This window comes from Cryobacterium sp. Y50, from assembly GCF_002929805.1.
Taxonomy (GTDB): Bacteria; Actinomycetota; Actinomycetes; order Actinomycetales; family Microbacteriaceae; genus Cryobacterium.
Window position 1 is genome coordinate 149,567 of sequence record NZ_PJJM01000103.1, and the last position, 23,048, is coordinate 172,614.

Annotated in this window: 19 protein-coding genes and 1 pseudogene; 10 read left to right on the top strand and 10 right to left on the bottom strand. The window is 63.6% G+C overall.

Annotated features, from left to right (window positions below):
- The first annotated feature begins 48 nt into the window (after positions 1–48).
- The 4 genes and pseudogenes from ychF to CXY73_RS18740 all read left to right on the top strand — a co-directional run bounded on the left by ychF (position 49) and on the right by CXY73_RS18740 (position 3,127).
- Entirely contained in the window at positions 49–1,122 is a 1,074-nt protein-coding gene (gene ychF / locus CXY73_RS18725) for a redox-regulated ATPase YchF (protein WP_104138493.1), read from the top strand.
- 94 nt (positions 1,123–1,216) lie between these two features.
- Positions 1,217–1,408 (top strand): annotated as a pseudogene (locus CXY73_RS23030) (HigA family addiction module antitoxin); the annotation flags it as partial.
- Between the two features lie 76 nt (positions 1,409–1,484).
- Entirely contained in the window at positions 1,485–2,366 is an 882-nt protein-coding gene (locus tag CXY73_RS18735; protein ID WP_146071817.1) for a hypothetical protein, read from the top strand.
- 86 nt (positions 2,367–2,452) lie between these two features.
- A complete protein-coding gene (locus CXY73_RS18740; protein ID WP_104138490.1) occupies positions 2,453–3,127 on the top strand; it encodes an SDR family NAD(P)-dependent oxidoreductase in 675 nt (224 codons plus the stop codon).
- A 506-nt stretch (positions 3,128–3,633) separates the two neighbouring features.
- On the opposite strand, the gene CXY73_RS18750 is transcribed toward CXY73_RS18740, so the two are convergent.
- From CXY73_RS18750 to CXY73_RS18770, 5 genes are all read right to left on the bottom strand, one after another.
- Positions 3,634–4,437, bottom strand: coding sequence for a hypothetical protein (locus CXY73_RS18750; protein ID WP_104138847.1), 804 nt, complete (start codon positions 4,435–4,437; stop codon positions 3,634–3,636).
- An 89-nt stretch (positions 4,438–4,526) separates the two neighbouring features.
- The gene (locus CXY73_RS18755) at positions 4,527–6,860 is read right to left on the bottom strand and encodes a hydantoinase B/oxoprolinase family protein (RefSeq protein ID WP_104138484.1); all 2,334 of its coding nucleotides are present in this window, start codon (positions 6,858–6,860) and stop codon (positions 4,527–4,529) included.
- 52 nt (positions 6,861–6,912) lie between these two features.
- Complete coding sequence (locus tag CXY73_RS18760) at positions 6,913–9,039, bottom strand: hydantoinase/oxoprolinase family protein (protein WP_104138481.1); 2,127 nt, start codon at positions 9,037–9,039, stop codon at positions 6,913–6,915.
- Between the two features lie 2 nt (positions 9,040–9,041).
- On the bottom strand, positions 9,042–9,497 hold the full coding sequence (locus CXY73_RS18765; RefSeq protein ID WP_104138479.1) for an acetone carboxylase subunit gamma: 456 nt from the start codon (positions 9,495–9,497) through the stop codon (positions 9,042–9,044).
- Between the two features lie 33 nt (positions 9,498–9,530).
- Complete coding sequence (locus tag CXY73_RS18770) at positions 9,531–11,387, bottom strand: hydantoinase/oxoprolinase family protein (protein ID WP_104178573.1); 1,857 nt, start codon at positions 11,385–11,387, stop codon at positions 9,531–9,533.
- Positions 11,388–11,554: 167 nt separating this feature from the next.
- On the opposite strand from CXY73_RS18770, the gene CXY73_RS18775 reads away from it, so the two are divergent.
- Positions 11,555–13,423, top strand: a complete 1,869-nt coding sequence (locus CXY73_RS18775; RefSeq protein WP_104138473.1) for a sigma-54-dependent Fis family transcriptional regulator — start codon at positions 11,555–11,557, stop codon at positions 13,421–13,423.
- A gap of 328 nt (positions 13,424–13,751) precedes the next feature.
- On the opposite strand, the gene CXY73_RS18780 is transcribed toward CXY73_RS18775, so the two are convergent.
- The 3 genes from CXY73_RS18780 to CXY73_RS18790 all read right to left on the bottom strand — a co-directional run bounded on the left by CXY73_RS18780 (position 13,752) and on the right by CXY73_RS18790 (position 17,224).
- Positions 13,752–14,450: a cytochrome P450 gene (locus CXY73_RS18780; protein ID WP_104178574.1), complete on the bottom strand. Its 699-nt coding sequence runs from the start codon at positions 14,448–14,450 to the stop codon at positions 13,752–13,754.
- An 85-nt stretch (positions 14,451–14,535) separates the two neighbouring features.
- A complete protein-coding gene (gene hemG / locus CXY73_RS18785) occupies positions 14,536–15,999 on the bottom strand; it encodes a protoporphyrinogen oxidase (protein ID WP_158254161.1) in 1,464 nt (487 codons plus the stop codon).
- A 70-nt stretch (positions 16,000–16,069) separates the two neighbouring features.
- Positions 16,070–17,224 carry a TIGR04053 family radical SAM/SPASM domain-containing protein gene (locus tag CXY73_RS18790; protein WP_104178576.1) on the bottom strand — a complete coding sequence of 385 codons (1,155 nt, stop codon included), beginning with the start codon at positions 17,222–17,224 and terminating at the stop codon, positions 16,070–16,072.
- 225 nt (positions 17,225–17,449) lie between these two features.
- Here CXY73_RS18790 and CXY73_RS18795 point away from each other — a divergent pair, with 225 nt between their 5' ends.
- Both CXY73_RS18795 and CXY73_RS18800 read left to right on the top strand, forming a co-directional pair.
- Positions 17,450–18,016 carry an HhH-GPD-type base excision DNA repair protein gene (locus CXY73_RS18795; protein WP_199185429.1) on the top strand — a complete coding sequence of 189 codons (567 nt, stop codon included), beginning with the start codon at positions 17,450–17,452 and terminating at the stop codon, positions 18,014–18,016.
- A gap of 9 nt (positions 18,017–18,025) precedes the next feature.
- Entirely contained in the window at positions 18,026–18,745 is a 720-nt protein-coding gene (locus CXY73_RS18800; protein ID WP_104178578.1) for a DUF2461 domain-containing protein, read from the top strand.
- A 213-nt stretch (positions 18,746–18,958) separates the two neighbouring features.
- Here the strand turns inward: CXY73_RS18800 and CXY73_RS23655 are convergent, their stop codons facing one another.
- Entirely contained in the window at positions 18,959–19,771 is an 813-nt protein-coding gene (locus tag CXY73_RS23655) for an MFS transporter (protein WP_369831259.1), read from the bottom strand.
- Positions 19,678–20,217 carry a hypothetical protein gene (locus tag CXY73_RS23660; protein ID WP_369831260.1) on the bottom strand — a complete coding sequence of 180 codons (540 nt, stop codon included), beginning with the start codon at positions 20,215–20,217 and terminating at the stop codon, positions 19,678–19,680. The genes CXY73_RS23655 and CXY73_RS23660 overlap by 94 nt, the downstream gene beginning before the upstream one ends.
- 254 nt (positions 20,218–20,471) lie before the next feature.
- Here CXY73_RS23660 and CXY73_RS23285 point away from each other — a divergent pair, with 254 nt between their 5' ends.
- The 3 genes from CXY73_RS23285 to CXY73_RS18825 are packed head-to-tail and all read left to right on the top strand — an operon-like array spanning position 20,472 to position 23,023.
- On the top strand, positions 20,472–20,600 hold the full coding sequence (locus tag CXY73_RS23285; protein WP_255411402.1) for a hypothetical protein: 129 nt from the start codon (positions 20,472–20,474) through the stop codon (positions 20,598–20,600).
- A gap of 44 nt (positions 20,601–20,644) precedes the next feature.
- Complete coding sequence (locus CXY73_RS18820; RefSeq protein WP_104178580.1) at positions 20,645–21,310, top strand: bifunctional 2-polyprenyl-6-hydroxyphenol methylase/3-demethylubiquinol 3-O-methyltransferase UbiG; 666 nt, start codon at positions 20,645–20,647, stop codon at positions 21,308–21,310.
- 48 nt (positions 21,311–21,358) lie between these two features.
- On the top strand, positions 21,359–23,023 hold the full coding sequence (locus CXY73_RS18825; protein ID WP_104178581.1) for an ABC-F family ATP-binding cassette domain-containing protein: 1,665 nt from the start codon (positions 21,359–21,361) through the stop codon (positions 23,021–23,023).
- Positions 23,024–23,048: the final 25 nt, after the last annotated feature.

Below are 23,048 nucleotides of genomic sequence, written 5' to 3' on the forward strand. Positions count from 1 at the left end.
GAGCCGCCGACGAGGGATGCAGCGACGTGGCCGGTAGAATGGTCTCTCGTGGCTCTTACTATTGCAATCGTCGGACTTCCCAATGTGGGCAAGTCAACCCTGTTCAACGCCCTGACCAAGAACAACGTGCTCGCCGCGAACTACCCGTTCGCGACCATTGAGCCCAACGTGGGAATCGTGAACCTTCCTGATTCGCGCCTGGCCGATCTGGCAACGATCTATGGAAGCAAGACCCTGCTTCCGGCTCCGGTGTCATTCGTCGACATCGCCGGCATTGTGCGTGGCGCGAGCGAGGGCGAGGGCCTTGGCAACAAATTCCTTGCCAACATTCGCGAAGCGGATGCCATCGCCCAGGTTATCCGCGGATTCGCCGACCCCGACGTGGTGCACGTCGACGGCAAGGTCAACCCGGCTGGCGACATGGAAACGATCAACACGGAGCTGATCCTCGCCGACCTGCAGACCCTCGAGAAGGCCGTGCTTCGCTTCGAGAAAGAGGTCAAGGGCCGCAAGATGGCGCCGCTCGTTCTGGAGACCGCGCTCAAGGCGCAGGCGATTCTTGACTCCGGTCAGCCGCTGTCCTCGGCCACGCTCGACATCGAGCCGATCCGTGAACTCGGCCTGCTCACCGCGAAGCCGTTCATCTACGTTTTCAACGTCGATGAGGCCGTGCTGCAGGACCAGTCCAAGCTCGACACCCTCGCCGCGCTGGTCGCCCCTGCGAACGCCGTGTTCCTCGACGCCAAGCTCGAGAGTGAACTGAGCGAGCTCGACGCTGAAGACGCCGCAGAGATGCTCGCCTCGACCGGCCAGGCCGAGAGCGGACTCGACCAGCTCGCCCGCATCGGCTTTGACACGCTTGGCCTGCAGACCTACCTCACGGCGGGTCCGAAAGAGTGCCGCGCCTGGACCATCCACAAGGGCTGGACCGCGCCGCAGGCCGCCGGAGTCATCCACACCGACTTCCAGAAGGGCTTCATCAAGGCGGAGATCTTCTCCTTCGAAGACCTCATGGCCGCCGGCTCGATCGCCGAGGCCCGTTCAAAGGGCAAGGCGCGCATCGAGGGCAAGGAATACGTCATGCAAGACGGAGACGTGGTCGAATTTAGGTTTAACGTCTAATCAGGCCGGCCAAGGCCGCTTCTTGCAGGTCGAGTAGGTCCGCCAGAGCCTTTTCTGATGGTCGAGGAGGTCCGCGAGGGCCGTCTCGAGCGCGGTGTCCGTCGGTGTGCCGCCTCGCCGCATCAACGAGGTCGTGCACGGCCAGCGTCGAATCACCGCGAACACGGCTCTCCGCCTGGCCAGGTACTTCGGCACCTCGGCGCAATTCTGGTTGACGTTGCAGGACCGGCATGACCGCGATGTTGCCGAGGATCGCATGGCTGAGCAGATTGCGGCAATCACTCCGCGCCGCCCGCGGGACAAAGACCCTTCTTTCGAGGCACGGCGAACCTGGTGGGCGGAGAGCGGACTAGCATTCGGTTATGCTCACGGTCGACTCGCTCAGGAACCTCCTCGCAACGGGCCGTTCGGGTGACCTTGCGGCCCGACTCGCTTCCGTTGAGCCGTACGAGCGCCGCGCGGCGTGCAAGCCCCTGGTTGGTCAGGCCAAGGCCATCCTGTGCGCGAGTTCAGCATCGACGGTGACTTCGTGGCTTCGCGATCTGCGAGCAGACTATCCCGGGGGGTACGCGCAATTCGTTGACGCCTGGACAGGGCCATTGGAACTAGGGCACTGGGATGCGGCGACCACCGTCCTGCTGGCCTCCAAAGTGCCCGCTCAGGCCGCGAAAGTCTGGCCGATACCAGAGGACCGTTCGTTTTCGCAGTGGGTGTACCCGGCCTTGTTCCCCAACGACCTCATCGCGTTCGTCGATCAATGGTCTTCGGATTTCGCAGCAAATCCCAAGAACTGGGACCGTAACCGGGGTCGGGCCGTGATGTATGAGTGGATTGAAGAAGGTCTCGTCGAGGCACCACATCATGATGGAGCTGTCTTGATGCTGATCAGCGGTTGGGCTGACAGGCCGGGGAAGCCGCTTTTGTACTGGCTGCTTGCGAGACCGAAAGTCACCAGGGTGCTCTTCGCTCGTCTCTTCACGACGCGTGGCGTCAAAGGTGCTTCTTTGAGGCAGAGCGACCGGAGTGATGTCAACGATCCACTTCGAACAGTGGTCGTGCCCGGGCTCGTGGAGGCTGGAGTGTGGAGTCGGAGCTTCGTCGTTCAAGGCGTCGAGTCAGCCTTGAGAAGTGATCTGCCCGCCTACCAGCGCCGCTGGTTCGTTCAGCTCGGTGCAGACCTGGGTCTGCCGGCGGCGGGGACGACCGCACTCGCTCGCTCACCCGGTTCAGGGGTTGTTCTGTAACGTAACGTGGTGGAGTTCCGCTTCAACGTTTAGGCGCAAGCTCCTCGCGATCGTCATCACAGCAGCATCAATTGAAGGAGACTATCGTGCCTGTCATTGCCATCATCGGAGCTGGACCGGGACTCGGCGCAGCAGTTGCGCGACGGTTCGGGCGCGAGGGCTTCTCAATTGGCCTGATCGCCAGGAACCAGTCGAAACTGGACGCCATGGCTGCCGAGCTCACCGCTGCCGGGTTCACCGCAAGTGCTTACGTTGCGGATGTCCGCACGCCGGCGTCGCTCGAAGCTGCCCTTGCGCGTGCCGCGGCAGAGCTCGGGCCTATCACCGCGCTGCAATATAGCCCGCTGCCGTCGCGTGACTACCTGAAGCCGGTGCTTGAGATGACGCCCGAGCTGGCGTTAGAGGCCCTGCAGTTCTCGGCCCTCGGGCTCATCCACGCGGTGCGTGCAGTGCTCCCGGCGATGCAGCAGGCAGGTAGCGGCAGCATCATCATGATCAATGGCGGAACCTCGGTGAAGGCTCGCGCCGACTTCGCTGGCACATCGGTCGCCTTCCCGGCCGAGAGCGCCTACGGCGAGATGCTCCACGATGCCCTCGCGGGTGAGGGTATCCGTGTCAACCAGCTGGTGATTCCCGGCGGCATTCCACAGCTTCAGCTTGCCAACGGCATCGACGGGGTCGCCGATCGCATCTGGAACCTGCACGCCGTTGCCGGTCCGTTCCGAACCATGCTCATCCCGCTTGAAGACGGTCGGGAGTAAGGCAGTCGCTGCTGTCTTACTCCCGATTGGATTGTTCGGCGAGAGCAAAGTAACTTCTCTGATGGTGATCGGTGATGATATTGGTGGCGTTTCGCTTCAACGTCTAGTTCTGTAAAGCGTGCTTCTAACGTGTAGTGACTGCGTCAGAAGGCTGCACAGCAGTAAGAAATCGGGTCGGAGCGCACTGCGAGCAGGTGTGCGAGAAAGGTCTTCGCGTTCTGCAGGTGGGCACCGGACGTACGTTCCGAATCGTTCGCCGTAGTGAGCCGCCAAAGTGGCCGCGGAGGTACAGTCTCGCGTGGTGCATCCCCATCTCAACGCGCAGACATTCGATTTTTTTCGACGGACCTGAGAACCGCAACGAACGCGAATGGTCCAAAGAGCACAAGCCGATCGACGAACAGGGGCTGAAAGAGCGGATGCTCATGGCCATCTAATCCCTCAAACTCACGACGGTCGACTTCGATGGTGACAGCGCTACGCGCCTGCTCCAGCGGTCGCGTCGACTAGACCAGCGCCGTGATTCGGCTCAGCACCCGCTCCGGAACCGCTCCCTGGGGCACCTCGCCGAGCAGAAAATCGCCGTCGGGAAGCGTGCCGGTGTCGTTCGCCCAAAATTCCGGATCGATTACAGCGCCGCGTAGCTCAGTGCCGTGTAGTTCGACCCGATCCACGTGTCGCTGTCCGAGCGCCCAACGGTAGTGGTCGGTCACATTGGCAACCGGTGAATAGGTCGATAGCGGTACCGATTTAGCCCCGGAAGCGGGGCTACGGTCATCAAGCAGTACCGCGATCAGCGGTAGTGCGGCGAAACCGCGCAGCCAGTCCGCGACATACATTGACGCGTTTTCGGCATTATCGGCGTCGAGACCTGACGCGTCGGTCGCCCCCGAGAACGAATGTGTGCGCGCCAGCCACTGCATCGGCGACGGAATCTGCAGCACGACCGGCACCCGTTGGGTCTTGCTGAAGATGCTGACGAGCTCGATAACGAACGCAGTTGTCCCTGGATCCCCCAGCAGAGTGCGGAGGGCATATCCGGTGCGGGATTTGGCGCTCATAGCCGTTTGAAGAGTGGGATCAGATGCGACCCGGTGTGCATAGAACCGGTCGAGACTGAGCAGCGCCAAATCGGATTTGAGAACGCCCTGAGCCTGGCCGAAGAAATTCGCGTACGCCATGGGTTCCTGCCACGGCACGGGTTTACCCTGCAGAAAAACGGATTGGGCATAATCGTGACTGTCCAACACTACGGCCCGACTGCGGCCCGAGGGTGGCTCGGCCAGAAGCTCAGATAGCGAAAGTGTCATGGTGTCTCCCATTGATCGATCAAGAAGGGTGACCCGTGGCTGCGGGGCCGTCAGGAGACGACCCCGCAGCCACGGATCGAAAGGACAGGTCAGGATTTGTGTACGGCCACTTCGCCGTACTTCTGCTCGAGTTCGCGTACCCGCGCCTCAAGCTTGCTAATTTTCAGCACTCGACGGTCGGGAACCATGATGAGTGGCAGATCTTCGATCTTGCCCTTGACTCGCTCGGGCTCGATTTTGCCCCAGTGCGTCGCCAGCAGTTCCTCATTGTTGTCCTGGCCCCACGAGCCGTAGTAGAGCAGGTCCTTGGGCGGCTCTTCTTGAACGAACTCTGCAATGAACTCCTTATACGGCTTGCCGCGGCTGATGCGATCCTGGCGCATCTGGGCCCGCAGTTCAATCGTTGCCTGCTCGTGCACCACGAAGGTGTCCGCTTCCCAGACGACGCCGTAGACGTTCGTGGCGACCTGGGCCGAGATTCGGTCCAGCTCAAGGTCGGTCACGACGAGTTCGGGGTCGCGCTCCAGCACGTCACCGTAGCCACCGCCCGCGCCTTGGGCGATCATGTACAGTTCGCCCTCTTTCGCCACGTCGAATTGCAGCCCCATGTGTCCGGTCTGGTAATCGCCGCCCTCGAAAGGCTGCTCGTTCATGACACGTTCCATCGACAGGTTGAACTGCGACGGGTCCTTCTTGATGATGTCGTAGATGTTGATGTCTTTGACCATGGCCAGGGGGTAGACCGGGCAGCCGTATCCTCCGAACATTCCAGGAACCGAGGAGAACTTCGATCCGGAGGTGACGGTCATGAAACCCCAGCTGGGTGTACCGCGAGACGCCACCATCATCTCGTAACCCATACCGCCGCGATACTTGCCGAATCCCTGATTGTCGCGCACCAGCCGTTTACTGACCAGCTGCAAGAACGGTACCTCTTCTTCCATGACTTCCTGCTCGCCGAGGTCGGCCATTGCGCAGAACAACGGCGCCACGGCGTCTTCACCGTCGCGGAACGCCTTCGCCCCGCCGCCCATGCCGTTGAGATCGGCACACAGGTTACCCACCTGCTCACCGTTCTGTGTGGTGCCGCCCCAGAGAAAATCGTTGATCTGGTTGAACCAGGGAGCCACGACGTTCGAGTACTTCTGCGGCGATGAGAATTGCATCTTGGCGAAGGCCGACTGTAGGGCGGAGAAGCCGCGGAAGGATGCCTGCAACGACTGGCCGACGGGCGCGTCGTAACCGGCATCCGCCCAGGTATGTTCCTCCGTGATAATTTCGATGGGCGACAATGCTCCGGTGCTGCGAGGCAGGTCAGGCCACCAGTACGAGAGAACTGCCTGGGACATGAAAGATTTTGTTGACGCGAGCGGCGAGTTGAGGGCCCGATTGAGAATCTCGGGGCCGGTACCGGTGAGGTCGATAATCATTCGTTCGCCCTTCACGGTGATCTTGCAGGCGAACTTGATCAGAATGTTCTCCTTAAGCGTGGAGTCCACGAACTGATTGAAGGTGACAGTGCCGTCGGGCAGTTCGCCAATACGGCGGCGTACCTCAGTCTCGACATCCTCGACGGTGACGCGAAGCGACGCGACGAAGGTCTCCTGCCCAACCTCGTCGATGAGCCGGTCGACGGTGTCCATGATGCGCCGGGTGGCGCCCATTTTCACCTTGATGTCGGCGAGCATGAGCTTCGGGTCGCGCGTGGAGTGTTGCAAGAACGTCAGCAGATCGCGACGCAGATGGCCCTTCTCGACGATCTTGATCGGCGAGGCCCGCAGACCGTCATCGAATGGTGACTCCGAACCCGACGGCATACCACCTGGTTCGCACGCTCCGTTCTCGCCTTCGTGGATGGTCGCACCCACCCAGGCGATGATGATTCCGTCGCGCATGACCGGCACGAGCATCGACTGGTCGGTGTTGTGCACCATGCCGAAGCGGGAATCGTTGTGGAAGAAACCGTCACCCGGGTTGATACCGACGGTGGGCTCATCCTTCCAATTCTTCATGATGTAGCGGATGGGATGGTGCAGCACTGCGGAGAAGGCAATCACGCCGCGGTTGGAGAGATACGTGACATCGCCCTCGGCGGTGTAGACCGCGCAGGAGAGGTCGGCCCACTTCGCTCCGGGCGCCGCGCCCATGCTCTCGCACATCTCGAAGGCCTCATCAAGTGCACCGGCCAGGCGTTTGCGAATCCGGTCGACCTCGAGCGGGTCGATACCCTTCGCGATGCACTCCTCCTCATAGGCTGTGCGCGGCATGATCTCGTGAGTACGCATGATGGCCGGGTCTGGTCCGAGGAAGAGGGTAGTCTCGTCCATGAATTTGTCGACCCACTGCTGTTCCTGGTCGGTCAGTAGCTGGGATGCGTCGTCGTCTCCGCTGGTGGGCACGAACTGGTCAGTTGTCAGTGTCATGGTGTTCAAGCTCCTTTGCTTGCGTTCGCTGAAGAAAAAGTGGGAAGGTCGGTCAGTCGCTCAGTAGCCATACCGCCCCCTGCACTGTCGGTTCCAGGCGCCAGCCCGGTTCCACCAGATAGGTGGTGTTTTCGGTCGTGACGATCGCCGGTCCGTGGATCACGTATTCGTGTTTGAGTGCGTCGGCGTCATAGACAGGGGTGTCGACTGCGCCGGCGATGCTCGTGAAGTGCACCGAACGCCGGGAGACCGGTGCCGGCTTAATCTTTTCGCCGCCGGTTTTGATCGACTCGAATTGAATGACTTCGCCCTCGATATAGGACGCTACGCGAATGGTCTGCGCACGGACGCCCGCCTCCGGCGCCTGGGTGCCCTCGCCGTAGCGTTCGCCAAAGAGCTCGGAGAACGTCTTGATCAGGTGCAGCACGTCGGCAACTCCGTTGACCCGGTTGATGTTGAAGGCGACGGCAGTGGTGACGAGCTGGTTGCCGTAGCGCATGTCCATTTCGAGGCGGTAGCGCACGTCGGCGCGGTCGTAGCCCTGGCGCACGAGGTCTTCGGCGCCCTTCGCTTCGAGCTCCTCGATGTACCCGTTGAGCGCTTCGTACTGGGCGTAGAGGCTGCGCTTGATCGGTTCGTAAAGCACGACGTAGGCGCTGCGTTCGTGAATGTGCAGCGGACGCATGTTGCCGGCCCCGAGCGCGGAGAACACCGAGGCGAACGGCGGAAACAAGATACGGCTGATGCCGGCGCTTGCCGCGATGCCGCAGGCATGCAGCGGACCGTTACCGCCGTAGGCGAGCATCGTGTAGTCCTCGATCAGCCCGCCGCGGGAGCGCAGCTCCTTCTCGATGCCGATCGCCATCTGTTCGTCGACAGTCTTCTTAATAACCTTGGCAACCTCAACCGCGTCCAGGTCGAGCTCGTCGCTGAGCGTCTCATCGATGACATAGATCGAACGCTTCTTGTTGAGATTGATGTGCCCGTTGGCGTAATTGTCCGGGTCGAGGTAGCCGAGTACCAGGTCAGCGTCGGTGACCGTTGGGCGCAGGCCACCGCGGTCATAGCAGGCCGGGCCCGGGTCGCTTCCAGCTGACTCCGGACCGATTTGGAGGGCATGGTGAATGCGGTTGTAGGCGGCGATAGATCCGCCGCCGGCGCCGAGCGTGTTGAGGTGGATCATCGGCGCGGAGACCATCCAACGACCGATGGTGGGCTGGAAATCGTAGTGCCGTACTCCGCCCTCTGGCACCAGACCGATATCGAACGAGGTGCCACCCATGTCCATTGACACTACGTCGCCAAGGCCGGTTGACTCCGCGAGGTGTTGGGCCGCCCCGACGCCGGCGATCGGCCCGGAGTGAATCGTTTGCAGGGCATCTGTGGAGTTCGGCTGCGCCATGCCGCCCGAATTATGAATGACCAGCATCGGCTTCTCGTACCCCGAGTCGCGCAGGTTGTTGGAGAGCTGATTGAGCGCGTGAAACATTGTCTGGTGCAAAAAAGCGTCGACGACAGTGGCCATGGCCCGCACGTACTCGCCCTTGCGTCCCGATACCTGACTGCTGAGCAGCACCGGAATGGAGCCAAGCTCGTGCGTGGGGTACTCGTCGAGGATGATCTCGAGGATGCGGTCCTCGTGTACCGAGTTCTCGGTGGCGTTGGTCAGGGCAATCACGATGGCCTCGGCGCCGTTGTCGACGAGCTCGCGAACCTGGGTGCGCACGTCGTCGTACATGAGTGGCACGAGCACTTCCCCGACCGAATCAATGCGTTCCTTCACCGAGCGGATGAGCTGGCGTGGCACGAGTGGTTCGGGACGTTGGGCGTCAGGCATGTCGCCCTGCTTGGCCGCGTCGAGCCCCTCACCGTAACCACGTCCGCGGGAGAGCGGGATGGTGTCTTCAAAGCCGTGGGTGACGATAGCCGCGACCCGTGGGCCCTTGCCCTCGATCAGGGCGTTGGTGCCCAGCGTCGTGGCATAGCGTACCGAGTCCACCTCTTTGAGTGCCGTCTCGCGGCTGATTCCAGCCCTTTCGCAGGCCCGGTCGAGGGCTTCGTTGAAACCGAGTGCCAGGTTGTGGTGCGTGGTGAGCGCCTTCGATTCGATGTATACGTCATCCCAGACAAAGAAACAATCGCTGAACGTGCCGCCGATGTCTACCGAGATTCGTTTCACGGTCAGTGTCCTTCGTTTTGGCGCGAGTGGGCGTGGGGTGTCACGGAGTCGAAGCGGGCGCTGAGGTCGGCCTCGGCGTTTTCGCCAGGGCCATAGTTGACGACCTCTTCGGGGTTGCCGCCATGGGCATCCCACTTTTCGCGTAGCGAGTCGATGTCCCACAGCATGTCGACGGTCGGCGGATGCCCCGGCGGCAGATATTCGGCTTCGATTTGGGTTCCGCAGGTGGGGCAGTAGAACTCCAGAATGCGGCAGAAGGCGGGGTCGGGAGAGAACGTGAATTCGTACTTCTCCGGGTCGATCACGGGAGGATGAATCTCTTGGGGGTCTCGGTCGTAGACCAGAGTGCCCTCCTTATAATTGCCGCGAGCATCGCCGAAGTCGTGGGCGCAAACGCGGCAGATCCATCGTTCCGTGTCGAGGTCGATGAGCAGGTATTCGGTCATGGGAACGCGCATTTTGTTTGTACCTTCCTTGGGAAACAAAGTGGATTAGAGGGTGTCGGCTAGTTGCAGGTCGCCGGCGGTGGATACCGTGAGCGTCCAGCCGAGCGGTACGCGCGCGGTAAAGAACGGGCCCTCGACGATGGCGGGTCCGGCTGCCGTGGCGCCGGGCACCTGACCGTCGAGCTCATAAACGGATACGCTGTCGACGCGCGTCGCCGAGGAGCGCACCTGCCGCGTTCCGGTAGCGACTGCGGGGCTCGCCGCTGAGGGAAGGCCGGTGTCGATGGTCGGGTGTGGCAGCCTGAAAATGGCCTTGAGGGCGAGGATCTCTTCGCCGTCTTCGATGATGGTCGACCATTCGAGTTCGCACTCGCTCAGGTCGTGCCCTTCCTGGAACATGTCCCGGCCGGCATCCGCTTGCATCGATTGACGTGTCGCAGTCAGTTCTTCGGCCGAGAAACCGGTGACGTTGGTTTCATAGGACTGCGCGATGTCCGAGAAGCTGATGCCGTAGGCCGAGAACACCGCCGCGAGACGAGGCACGAGCACGTGGTGCACGCCGGCCAGGCGAGCAGCGCTGCAGGCACTCATCGGTCCGCCGCCGCCGAACGCAGCCACGGTCGTTTCGCCGGTCGGGCTGACCAGGTCGGCGAAGGCCTGTGCCAGATGACCGGAGTAGCTGTGTTCCATGCGGATCAGCGCCTCGTCGAGGCTGATGCCGAGCGGATCAGCAACGGTCTTGGTGATGACCGCGCGTGACCGTTCGGCATCGAGCGCCATCTCGCCGTTCAGGTAGGTAGCTGGGTCGAGAATGCCGAGCAGCAGGTTGACGTCTGTAATGGTGGCCTGGGTGCCGCCGAAACCAAAGCAGGCCGGTCCGGGAGCGGCGCCGACGCTCTCCGGCCCCACGGTGATCTCACCGTCGTGCACGGCGATGATTGAGCTGCCGCCCACGCCGGTCGAGCGCACGTCACTCATCTCGTAGGAGATATCGACGCCCTGAATCGATCCGCGCCGGTCGACGGCGATCGCCTTGTTCGCGACGCCGCCAACATCCGTTGTGGTGCCGCCCACATCGATCATCAGCACATTGTCGAGACCGTAGGCCTCGGCGAGCGCACGCGTGCCTTCGAGCCCGCCGCGCGGCCCCGAAGAATAGGTCTTGAGCGCGACCGATTTGGCGACGCGAGAGGATGCGCCGTCGTTGCGGTAGATCAGCAGGGGGTTCTTGACCTTGTAGGCGCGCAGCCGGTGCTCGGCGCTGTAGAGAAACCGCTCGACGGTGGGGTGTAGAAAGGAGTTGAGAATTCCCGACCAGACCTGTCGGTCGCGTGAGGTGTCAGAGGCAAACTCCCGGGAGAACAGAATCGGCACCGAACCGAGCAGATGCCTGGGAAAATTCTTGAGCATGGTGCGCTTGAACAGCTGCTCGCGTTGGGCACTCGACGCTGCCACGACGAGCCGCTCGGCTCCAGCCGTCGTTAGCCGGTTGATGTCGGCGACGAACTGCCGAGAGAGCTCCTCCGGGGTGCCGTCGGCCGCGATGATGCCGATGCGGGCGCCGATCAGATCGTTGAAGAGCCCAGCCGTCTCTTTCGAGGTAGCGAGCGAGTCTGGCAGAGTGGGATCATCGGTGATCAGGCCAATCAGTGGACCCTTGCGCTGTACGAGCGCGTTGGTGCCCTGCGTTGACGAATAGCGGATGTGCCGGGTTGAGTGCAGCAGATCGGCCAGGTTCGTCTGTCCATACAGCTGGGTAGACACCTTCGTCATGGCGTCGAAGAGACACTGAGACAAGTCTACCGGGGTGGTGAGAGTCTTGGTGAACGTGAAATCTGTGCCGCTGGCGACGACAATGTCGGTGAGGGTTCCACCGTTGTCGATATTGATCAATCGTTCCATGAGCGCTCCATTGCGGGTTGTTGTGAGTGACCGATGCCCCGGGGGGAGGCACTCTAGCAAGACTGGCCCCGTGTTCAGACCGCGGCGTGTCCCACATTGGGACACTCCGCGGCTAGCGCTTGCGGTCGAGTACAGGGCATGCTTAAGGAGTCCACAAGGGAGTCGATATGCACAGAGTCGCCGATCGGCGAATCAAGATTGCCGCTGAACGCGCCGATTTTCTGCGGTTCGGTCACGCCGAAACCCAATCGGTTCCTAAAGTCGTGGCGGCTTCCTGGCAGCGGTCCCTCACCGCTGGCGTAAACGCGTTTTCGTCCCAGGCAGTTTTTCACAGCGATCTTGACCTCACCGGTCGCCTAATGCGATGTTCCGCACCAGTCATCGCCCGGCTGAGCGAAGAAATGGCCGAGATGCCGCTATCGATCGTGCTCACCGACTCCAAGGCGAGAATTCTCAGCCGCTTAGAAACCGACAAGACGATCGGAACCCTGCTCGATGAAGTATCGCTGGCGCCGGGGTTCAATTATGCCGAGACCAGCGTTGGAACCAACGGAATCGGTACCGTGCTCGAGTCGGGCCAGCCCCTGTACATTGTTGGTCCCGAGCATTTTATCGAGCATCTCCAGCCGTTCGCGTGTGCGGGAAGTCCGATTCGTGACCCGCTGACCGGGCGTATCGAGGGCGTCCTAGACCTTAGTTGTCTAAGCGAGGATGCCAGCCCCTTGATGCCTTCCCTGGTGCGGTCGGCCGCCCGAGAGATTGAGCGCAACCTTCTCGTCGATCGGAGTCAGTGTCAGCAGGCCCTGTTCGAGGCGTACGTTCGGGTAGATTCTCGAACGCGCGGCGCCGTCATGGCGATCGGCGGCACGATCGTGATGGGCAACGCGGTTGCGCAGAGTTTGTTTGCGCCCGATGAACAGCTGACAATCCGCGAACATGCCCGCTATTTGACGATCGCTCCGGGCCAACCGGTTGACCAGATTGAATTGTCGTCGGGCAAGGTCGTTCATATTCGAGGCAAGCGCGTCGTGGTCGGTCCCGATGTAGCGGGGATAGTTGTGGTCGTCGAAATCGTCTCCGAAGTCGCCCCGATTCTGGTCGGCGGGCCTGGTCTGAAACTATTGCCAGTGCGGGGGCGTCGAGTGCGGGAGCCGGTGTTGAGCGACATTCAAGCACCATCGACAATTCTCAATGATGTGTCATCGTTACTCGGTAAACGTGCGTCCGGCAGCGTTATCTCCGCTCTCACCGTGGGCGCAGCCCTCCTCGTGCTGGGCGAGGCGGGTGGAGGCAAGGTATCCCTTCTGGCTGAACTCTATCGACACGTCGTGCCGCTGGGTCGTAGCGTGGTGTACAGCGCTGACGAGCTCAACGAGCAGGGTGTGCAACCGGCCATTGACAAAGACCTGATGAACGCCGCTGCCTTGCCCACGTTGTACATCTTCCGCAATATCGATCGCTTGAGCGCGGCCGCTGTCGCTGAATTTGATGCGTTTCTCATCAAGCGGGAGGTAAACGCGGGCGAAGGTGCTGGCGCTATCGCCGTCACTGTGTCGCAACCCGATCTGCAGGCAGACCGTGCGGCAGGTCGGCTGTTTACGACGTTGCTGCACCATTTCGAGGTCTCCGTCACGGTCGCGCCGCTGCGGCATCGCCTCGACGACCTGCCCGACATCGTCGCGCGGGTACTCGCCCGACAAGCCGGATTGCGACCAGCCACCGTCAGCGCCGGTGCCATGCGGGTGATCTCACGCTACCCGTGGCCCGGTAACATTCGACAGCTCGAAGAAGCGCTCGATATCGCCCTGCTCACACGCCCGGTCGGTGCCATCCAGGCTGAGGACCTGCCCGCCTACTGCCACGGCGTTGCGCCCCGGCTCTTGACGGCGCTGGAAGCTGGCGAGCGTGACCTCATCGTCGGCGCGCTGCACAAGGCCGAAGGCAACCGCATGCGCGCGGCGGAGGCCCTGGGAATCGCCCGGTCATCTCTCTATCGCAAGCTCAAGACTTTCGGCATCACGGTCACCGACTCGTAGCAGCTACGTGTACACGCCTCTCAGGCGCACTCGCCACGCCTGCGGTTTTCGTTAAGATGATCGGGACCACGATCGGCACGGCCGACATGATCGTGCTATACAGCAGAGCACAGCTGAAGCCTGTGTCTACCAGACCCCCTGAGCTGCGCCAACGATTACGCCACCGGCCAGTGTGATTTCAATGATTATCCCAAGCATGGGGCTGATCCTACTGGCGACAAGCGCTACCGCGTCAGGTAAATGAGAAAGTGTCATGATGACCGACACTCCGACGTTTTCTCGGCCGCGACTGTTCGAATGAAGAATCGCTTCGGCACCGCTTCACCGTTCAGCGCAGCACGAGAGGAAGAGTTGCGAAGCCGCTTCCGGGGTAGTGGGCGTGCGTTGGTGAGATGTCAGCCGGCACCAGCTCGGTGATGCGCGCAAGCAACTCTTCGACCAGGACCCGCAGCTCAAGGCGAGCCAGCGGGGCCTCGGGGCACACGTGGATGCCGCGGCCATACAACAGGTTGTCCGCCGGGTCGCGGTCGAGCCGAAACTCATCCGGGTCGTTGAAGACCGCCTCGTCGCGGTTGGCCGACGCCCAGAGCACGGTGACTCGCTCTCCCGCGCCGATGAGCTGACCGCCGACCTCGACCGACTCGGTCGTCATGCGGCGGTTGGCTATCAGGGGAGCGTGCAGGCGCAGGATCTCGTCGTTCGCTGCACCGATCAGGGAGGGGTCCTCGCGGAGCAGCTGCTGGGTCGGTGGGTGCGCCGCCAGGTAGTGAGCCAGAATCCCGGCGCCGGCCGAGATCGTGCTCAGCTCGCCGACGGTCCAGTTGCGCAGCAGGCTGACGAGCTCGTTGTCGGTCATCGGGCGGTCCCAGACGCGCTCACTGAGCAGGTGGATGGTCAGATCGTCCGGTGCGGCGTCGCCCGCCTGGCGGCGCGCGACGAGAAGAGCACGGATGAAGCCGTCGAACTCGACCGCGATCGCCGCCATCGCCGGCTGGTCTTGCGCGAGCGTCGCCGCGCGACCGGGCATCGCCCGCGCAGCTCGTCATAGGCGGCGATCTGGTTCTCGAGCACCGCGGGGGAGCGCGGGTTCCAGTTACACGGCTAGTTCTCGGTCATCGTTCTCCTGGATGGTCTGGTGCAAAGTGCGCCGGAACGCGCAGGCCGAGCCCGACTCCAGTCGAGGCCGCGAGGGAGCGGATCGACTCCGCCGTGCGTTCGGCGTCGGCGATGCAGCTGGACAGCCCCACGCCTCGATAGGCCGAACCGGTCAGGAACAGCCCGGGCAGCGCAGTCAGTTCCTCGGCCAGGGCATCGAGGCGGGCCTGGTGGCCCACCAGATACTGTGGCATGCCTTGTCGCCAGCGCTGAACGAACTGCTCGAGCGGCTTGCCGCGCAGTCCCATCGCCTCATCGAGTTCGTCCCGCACTCGGCGCACGAGGGTGGTGTCTCTCATAGTGAGCCAGCGGTTATCACCGCGCCGGCCGACCATGCAGCGCACCAGTACCACGTCGTCGTCGGCCAGGTGTGGCCACTTCAGGCTGGACCAGGTGCAACCGACAATGAGCCGGTGTTCCTCGGGCGGCACCAGAAAACCGGTGCCGACGAGGGTGGCCGGGAACGCGGACCGAGGGTACGCCGGGCCGATCGTGGCCACATTGGCATATTCGATTTCGCCCAGCAATGCGCCAAGCTCCGGGGCGGCCGAAGCCACGAGTCGGGCCGACGCGAAAGCCGGTGTTGCCAGCACGACCATGTCAGCGTCGATGACATCGCCGTCTTCGAGGTCGATGCGGTAGCCGCTTGCCCGGGGCCCTGCCGCGGGTGTCACCGCGGTGACGGCACTGCCACGCCGCACCGTGGCATCTGTCAGCTGGTCGGCGAGGGCATCGACCAGTCCGCCGAGGCCGGTGGTCAGGGTCACCAGCACGGGACCGCCGCCGGTCGAGCGTGCTGGCCGACGGCGCATTCCGAGGTAGAGGCTGCGGTGGGTGTGGGCGAGGGCAGCGATGTCGGGGGCCGTGCTCTGGGCGCTGAGTGTGTCGGCGCGTCCGGCGTGCACGCCGCCGAGCAGCGGCTCGACCAGGCGATTGAAAACCTGGGAGCCCATCCGGGTGCGCACCAGCTCACCGATCGAGGGGTCGGCCGCGGCGGATCGGCTGCGCGGCAATACCAGGTCGAAGGCGGCGCGAAGCAAACCCAGCGGCGAGAGTAGCCGGGAGCGAATCAGCGGCACCAGGCCGCCGGGAACGCCGAACATGGTGCCTTCCGGTAGCGAACGCAGGCGGTTGCGGCTCCAGATGCGCGCCCCGCCAACGTTCGGCACCACGACCCGGTCGGCCAGGCCGAGGTCCGCGATCAGCGCCGCGGCGACGGATGCGCGCACCATGAGGGCGTCGGGGCCGGTATCGAGCGGATGCCCCGCGAAACTTCGCGTGGCAATCTTTCCACCCAGCCGATCGGTACTCTCGACGAGCGTGATCTGTACCCGGCCGCCGAGCCGGCGCCGCAGGTAGTAGGCGGTGGCGAGGTCGCCGATTCCGGCGCCAACGATGGTGATGCGGGTCTGTTCTGACACTGCTATTCCTTTCGTGGACGACGCAGAAATCACCGACGACCAGCCCGTTCGTCGGTCGCACCGGTACGGGCTATGCTCGTGCGGGTTCGTAGGCGCAGCTCGGGTCCGCGGCGAGCGGATCGCCGGTGACCGCGTAGGCGTGCGAGCGCGACCCGCCGCAGACCGCACGAAACTCGCAGCGGCCGCAGCGGCCTCCAAAATTATCCGGGGAGCGCAAGTCCTGCAGCAGGTCGGCGTCGCGGTAAATATCGGGGAAGGGCTGGTCTCGCACGCAGCCGACCGCGACCGGCAGGAACCCGCTCGGGTAGACCATGCCGACGTGGTCGACGAAGGCGAACCCGCGACCGGAATTGACGTCGATCGGTGCCCGGGCCGCGCGTCGTTTCGGTTCGTCGCCGGTGAGCAGCTCGGCGGTGTCCCGACGCAGCACAGTGCGCAGCGGACCGACCGGGAACGCCGCGTCGAGGTCCGCCACGCCGGCGCGCTGAATGGCGATGCGGCGGTAGTGCGGCGCTTCGGTCGCCTTGATGGCGACGAGCTCAGAAACGTCGTGCATCCAGTGCAGCACCTCTTCTTCCTGCTTGGCGGTCAGCGCCTGCAGCAGCTTGCCGCGGCCGGTCGGCACCAGAAAGAAGATGCTCCATAGCGTCGTGCCGAGTTCGAGCACGGTCTTGAGAATTGCTGGCAGTTCGTGCACGTTGTCGGCGGTGACGGTCGTGTTGATCTGCAGTCGATAGCCGACCTCGCGCACCAGGCGGGCCGCGACCATGGTGTCGTCGAAGACACCGTCCACGCCGCGAAAGGCGTCGTGAGTGGCAGCGGATGCGCCATCCAGCGATAGCGAGATGGCCTTCGCCCCGGCGTCGTGCAGTTCGACGAGCACCTCACGGGTCAGCTTCGGGGTCACCGAAGGGGACAGCGCCATGCTCAGCCCGAGTGCGGTGCCGTGCGCGACGAGTTCGGGCAGGTCGGGGCGTTCGAAGGGGTCGCCACCGGTCAGTACGACGAGCGGACGCGGCGTACCGAACGCAGCGAGGTCGTCGAGCAGGGTCTTGCCCTGCTCGGTGCTGAGCTCTAACGGATTGCGGGTGCGAATGGCGTCGGCGCGACAGTGCGTGCAGACCAGCTGACACGCTCGCGTGACCTCCCAGATCACGATGAACGGGCGTTCGGCGGCGTCGTGGTGCAGCAGGCGTACCGGGCGTTTGCGTGGGGTTTCGCTCATGGGGTTCCTCGTCCAGGCGCCGAGATTCGGAGGGTCTCCGGGCGATCGTGCCTGCGGTTTCGAGCGGCCTCCGGGTTTCCGCGAAGCCTGTGCTCGGGGTCTTTCGACCCTCTTAATTTCTAGCAGGATCATCCGTTCGGATACGTCAGAGAGTTCCGGTTTTATTCAGCCCATCAAGTTGCCCCGAACGCACCGAGAACAGCGCAGTGGCACAATGGGCGCATGATGACACTGCACCTGACCGGCGATGCCGCCGCCGACAGCCTCCTCAGCGAGAATCCGTTTGCACTGCTCGTTGGCATGCTGCTTGATCAGCAAATCGCCATGGAGACGGCCTTTGTCGGCCCGGCCAAAATTCGCGATCGCATCGGCGCGCTCGACCCGGCCACGATTGCCGCCTACGACGCCGACGCCTTCGTCGACGTGTTTCGTCAATCGCCCGCCGTGCACCGCTTTCCGAGCTCGATGGCCAAACGCGTGCAGGAGGTCGCCGAGGTTATCGTGAGTAACTGGAACGGCGATGCGGCCTCGATCTGGACCGCTGATCACCCCACCGGTCCCGAGATTTTGCGCCGGCTGAAGGCACTGCCCGGGTTCGGCGAACAGAAGGCGAAGATCTTCCTTGCGGTTCTCGGCAAGCGACTCGGGGTCGACGCGGATGGCTGGCGCGGGGCATCCGCTCCCTACGGAGAAGACGGATCATTTCGATCGGTGGCCGATATCGTCGACCCCGAATCGCTCACCCGGGTGCGCGCGACCAAACGGGCCGCCAAGGCGGCTGCGAAGGCGTAGTCCCGCGGGGTGGGTGCTCATTTCAGCGAACAGACATTCGACTTCCTCGACGAACTCGAGCACCGCAACGAACGTGAATGGTTCCAAGAGCACAAACCGATCTACGAGCTCGAACTGAAAGAGCGGATGCTCGCGGTCATCGCATCGCTCAATCTCGCCTTAGGCGATTTCGCCGCCGATTGCGTGCGTCCGCCGCACAAAGCCATGATGCGCATCTATCGCGATGTTCGTTTCTCCAACGACAAGTCGCCGTACAAGACTTACCTGGCCGCACACTGGCCACCCCGTGGGCTGGAGAAGGCTGGGGGAGCCGGATACTTTCTGCAGGTCGGCGTGCACGGCGTCATGATGGCCGGCGGTGCCTACAGCCCGCAGCCGCCGCAGTTGCGGGCCATCCGCGACTACGTGCTCGAACATCACGCCGAGCTGCGCTCCCTGCTTGCCACGCCCGCACTCGCCAGACTGGCGCAGCCATTCGGCGGCAACAAGCTCATTCGCGCGCCACGCGGCTTTCCGATCGACAATCCGGCAGCCGATTTGCTGCTCAACCGCAGCTGGGCGCTGGTTTCGACCCTGCCCGGTGACGTCGCGCTCGATGAGAAATTCACGGATCTCGTAATAGAGCGGTTTCGTGCGTTCCAGCCGGTCGTGGATTTTCTCAACGTTCCCCTCGCCGCGGCTACTCCGCTCGCGCAAGAAGCAGCCACGAGTCGGCGCTGGTCCGCCTGACTGTCGCCGCCGGCATCCGTTTAGCGCGCTGCCATTCTCGTTCGTACCTCGGCCACGTCGAGACCCTGCACGGTAGCGATCACTTCATCCAGCCCGCCCAAAAGTCGGCAAACACGATCGCGTTGTTCGTGATGGTGGTGTCGAAGGTTTTCTCGGTGATATCAATGGTGGCCATGCTGTGAATTTATACCCGTTGGGGTATAGTGGCAATGGTCAGGAGAGCTCACACGGTGCGGGGCCGCTTAGTCGCAGGGCCGACCAGATGACCACGACGGCGACGAGAGCCATGGCGCAAAGGCCGAGCCCGGAATACCCGGTCAGCGCCAGAATCGGCCCGGCGATCGCCCCGCCGAGGGCGCCAGCCGCGTTCATCGAAAGATCGGAGAAACCCTGCAGCGAGGAGCGATCCTCGATCTCGACGGCCTCCGAGACGAGTGCAGATCCGGCCACAACGGATGCCGACCAGCCGAGTCCCAGAAAGATCAGGCTGAGCGTCATCGTGCCCTGTGATCCGTCGCTGAGCCAGGCCACAGTGAGTGCGACCAGCAGCATGGCCTGACCGCCGAAAATGACCGGAAGCCGCCCAAGGCGGTCGGAAAGCGCGCCGAACACGGGGGAGAGGGCGTACATTCCGGCCACGTGCAGGCTGATCGTCAGGCCCACGATGGAGAGGGTCGCGCCGTGGTCGCGCAGGTGTACCGGTGCCATTGACATCAGGGCGACCATGGTCGCGTGGCTGAGCGCGATGACCGCCACGGCATACCGGGCCGCTGCGTTGCCGCGCAGAATAGCCAAACCGCCACTGGCCCGACGGATACCCGCGCTCTTCGAGCGCTCCGCCAGCGCTGTGAGCAGGGGGTCGGGTAAGAGACCGAGCGCGTAAACGAACGCGGCGGCCACGGTGGCTGCCAGGGAAAAAGCGAATGCGCCGGTCATGGCCGGCAGCCCGAGGGCGGCACCGAGCGCCTCTCCCGGTCCGAACAGGTTAGGGCCGAGCACGGCGCCAATGGTCGTCGACCAGACCACGATCGACAGGTCGCGGGCTCGGTCGCTGCAAAGCGGGCTTGCAAGTTCGTCGCCGAGCCAGCGCCGAGCAGCATCAGGGCCAGGAGCAGCAGGGCGAAAATGTCAACGGACACCGAGATGATCGCGAGCACCGCGCCCGCGCCGGCCATAAGCGAACCGGTCGCGAGCGACACGCGACGCCCGCGCGCCTGCGCCAGCCGGGCGAGAGGCACGGCCACGATCGCCGCCCCGAGGGTACTCATGGTCGCGGCCATGCCCGACCAGGCGTTCGACCCCGACAGTTCGGCGGCGAGCAGAGCACCCAATGACAGGGTTGCTCCCATTCCGATGCCGCCGAGAATCTGGCCGGCAATGAGCACTCGCACGACGCGTTGCTGTAAGGCGGTGTGCGCCTCCGGAGCCTGTGTTACGACCGTTGGCTCGACGGGTGTTCGATTGTTTTTCATCGTGTGTTTTTCCCCTGGTTGTGACCTCGACCGGCCGCCTGAGGTTCACTCTATCGAGCCCCAGTCGCGGCGGGCTCGCCCTCTGCTAGAATGCCCCTTACGGTATAAACAGGACGGGATACGTTGCTCGTTTCCCCCTTCTGAAAGCAGCTCATGAAGAAAGCGCTTCGCTTATCGCACTGGTTTTAGCAGTCACCGTCGTGTTCGGCCTGCTCACCATCAGCCGAACCGATTGAGCTGACAGCGGCACTGTCGTGATCGATGTGGGCACGCCCGATGAATACGGCGCGGGTCACCTCGACGGGGCGATCAACGCCGACGTGCAGTCGCCAACCGTTGACGCCGAAGTTTCCGCACTCAGCCAGCAGCGCAGCTGCCGGTAGCGGCCAGATTTGCGCCGAAACGCGACACCGGGCATCGTAGAAATATGACGAATTCAAGCGGGCACGGGCACGACGGCGAGTCGGCACCAGATGCCGCAACCTTTTGGGAGAACCGCTATCGCGAGAGCGACCGCGCCTGGAGCGGACGCGCGAATGCCACGCTCGAACGCGAGGCCGCCGATCTCATTCCGGGCACGGCGCTCGACCTCGGCAGCGGCGAGGGCGGCGATGCGCTGTGGCTGGCCCAAAACGGATGGTCCGTCACCGCCGTCGATATCTCACCGACTGCCCTCGCCCGTGGCGAAGCCGCTGCCGCGAACGCGGGTCTCACCGGCCGCATCCGCTGGATTACAGCGGACCTGGCCACCTGGCAGCCGGACGGCCCGTTCGACCTGGTCACCGCCCACTTTCTGCAGTCACCGGCCCCGCTGCCGCGCGAGGTCATTCTGCATCGCGCTGCCGCGACGGTCGCACCGGGCGGCGTGCTGCTCGTCGTCGGTCACGCCCAGTTTCCGCCGTGGTCGAAGCGCAAACCGGATGGCGTTCCGCTGCCGACGGCCGACGAGGTGCTGACCTCGCTTGAGCTGGACTCCGAGCACTGGACGATCGTCACCAAAGCTGCCGTCGGCCGCGAAGCCACCGGCCCCGACGGCCAGGTAGCCACCCTCGTCGACAGCGTGCTGACCCTTCGTCGCACGCCCGTCGCGTAAGCTGGGCACCCTGCGCCAAGACGACGCAGTCAATGAGAATATTGTCTAATGACCGGAACACTCGTGGCCAAGGGCCTGGCCGGCGGCTACGCGCAGCGCACCCTGTTTGAATCCCTCGACCTCACGGTCGCCCCCGGCGATGTCGTCGGCGTGGTCGGCGCCAACGGCGCCGGCAAATCCACCCTGTTGAATCTGCTGGCCGGGCTCACCGAGCCGCAGGCCGGCACCATTACGCGCAGTCCAGCGGATGCCTTCGTCGGCGCGCTGCCGCAGGAGCACGAACGGGTGCCCGGGGAAACCATCGCCGGATACATCGCTCGGCGCACCGGATGTGCCGAGGCGACCCGCGAAATGGATGCCGCGGCATCCGCTCTCGCGGACACGCAGCCGCGCGCTGACGGAATCGACCCGGCCGACACCTATTCGACCGCGCTCGAGCGCTGGCTGGCCAGCGGCGCGGCCGACCTCGACGAACGACTGCCGATCGTGCTCGCCGACCTCGGCCTCACTCTGGGTGGTAGCCTGACCGCCTTGAGCCTGATGACCGAGCTCTCCGGCGGCCAGGCCGCTCGGGTCGGGCTGGCCGCCTTGCTGCTCTCCCGCTTCGATATCGTGCTGCTCGATGAGCCGACGAATGATCTCGACCTCGACGGTCTCGAACGCCTTGAAACCTTCATCACCGGGCTGCGCGGCGGCGTCGTGCTGGTCAGTCATGACCGTGAATTTCTTACCCGCTGTGTCACCCGGGTGCTCGAACTCGACCTCGCGCAGGGCGCGAACCGGGTGTTCGGCGGCGGCTACGACTCTTACCTCGAGGAACGCGAAACCGCGCGTCGGCACAACCGTGAGAACTATGACGAGTTCGCCGCCAAGAAAGCCGACCTCGTCGATCGCGCCAGAACTCAGCGGGAATGGTCGAGCCAAGGCGTGCGCAATGCGATGAAGAAAGCACCGGACAACGACAAGATTCGCCGCAAGGCATCGGTCGAGTCAAGCGAAAAGCAGGCCCAGAAGGTGCGGCAAATGGAGAGCCGCATTGCGCGCATGGAAGAGGCCCCGGAGCCCCGCAAGGAATGGCAGCTCGAGTTCACCATCGGCGCGGCCCCGCGCTCGAGCGCCGTCGTGGCGACCCTCAACAACGCCGAGTTTCGGCAGGGCGACTTCGTGCTCGGTCCCCTGTCGCTGCAGATCAACGGGGGTGAACGCATCGGTATCACCGGCCCGAACGGCGCCGGCAAGTCCACCCTGCTGCGGGCACTCCTGGGCCGTCAGAAAGCGGATGCCGGCAGCGCTCACCTTGGTTCGAGTGTCTCAGTCGGTGAGATCGACCAGGCCCGGGCGCTGCTGGCCGGTGCCCGTGCCCTGGCCGCGAGTTTCGAGCTGCTCGTCCCCGAACTGTCCCCGGCCGAAGTGCGCACACTGCTGGCCAAGTTCGGACTCAAAGCCGACCATGTGAACCGGCCGGTCGACGAGTTGTCGCCGGGGGAGCGCACCCGGGCCGGGCTAGCCTTGTTGCAGGCGCGCGGCGTCAACCTGCTCGTGCTCGACGAACCGACCAACCACCTCGACCTCGCCGCGATCGAACAGCTCGAACAGGCGCTCGACTCCTATGAGGGCACCCTGCTGCTGGTCACGCACGACCGCCGGATGCTCGCCAACGTGCATACCGACCGGCACTGGCAGGTGAACGCTGGTCAAGTGACCGAGCTGTAACTGTTCCGACCGATTCCTACGACCG

Excerpts from the sequence above, each read along its gene's own strand:
- CXY73_RS23660 (WP_369831260.1), bottom strand. The coding sequence starts at position 20,217 with ATGAAAAACAATCGAACACCCGTCGAGCCAACGGTCGTAACACAGGCT.
- CXY73_RS18750 (WP_104138847.1), bottom strand. The coding sequence starts at position 4,437 with ATGACACTTTCGCTATCTGAGCTTCTGGCCGAGCCACCCTCGGGCCGC.
- CXY73_RS18820 (WP_104178580.1), top strand. The coding sequence starts at position 20,645 with ATGACGAATTCAAGCGGGCACGGGCACGACGGCGAGTCGGCACCAGAT.
- CXY73_RS18790 (WP_104178576.1), bottom strand. The coding sequence starts at position 17,224 with ATGAGCGAAACCCCACGCAAACGCCCGGTACGCCTGCTGCACCACGAC.
- CXY73_RS18795 (WP_199185429.1), top strand. The coding sequence starts at position 17,450 with ATGACACTGCACCTGACCGGCGATGCCGCCGCCGACAGCCTCCTCAGC.
- CXY73_RS18735 (WP_146071817.1), top strand. The coding sequence starts at position 1,485 with ATGCTCACGGTCGACTCGCTCAGGAACCTCCTCGCAACGGGCCGTTCG.
- CXY73_RS18775 (WP_104138473.1), top strand. The coding sequence starts at position 11,555 with ATGCACAGAGTCGCCGATCGGCGAATCAAGATTGCCGCTGAACGCGCC.
- CXY73_RS18825 (WP_104178581.1), top strand. The coding sequence starts at position 21,359 with ATGACCGGAACACTCGTGGCCAAGGGCCTGGCCGGCGGCTACGCGCAG.
- CXY73_RS18780 (WP_104178574.1), bottom strand. The coding sequence starts at position 14,450 with ATGCCCGGTCGCGCGGCGACGCTCGCGCAAGACCAGCCGGCGATGGCG.
- CXY73_RS18765 (WP_104138479.1), bottom strand. The coding sequence starts at position 9,497 with ATGCGCGTTCCCATGACCGAATACCTGCTCATCGACCTCGACACGGAA.
- CXY73_RS18770 (WP_104178573.1), bottom strand. The coding sequence starts at position 11,387 with ATGGAACGATTGATCAATATCGACAACGGTGGAACCCTCACCGACATT.
- CXY73_RS18755 (WP_104138484.1), bottom strand. The coding sequence starts at position 6,860 with ATGACACTGACAACTGACCAGTTCGTGCCCACCAGCGGAGACGACGAC.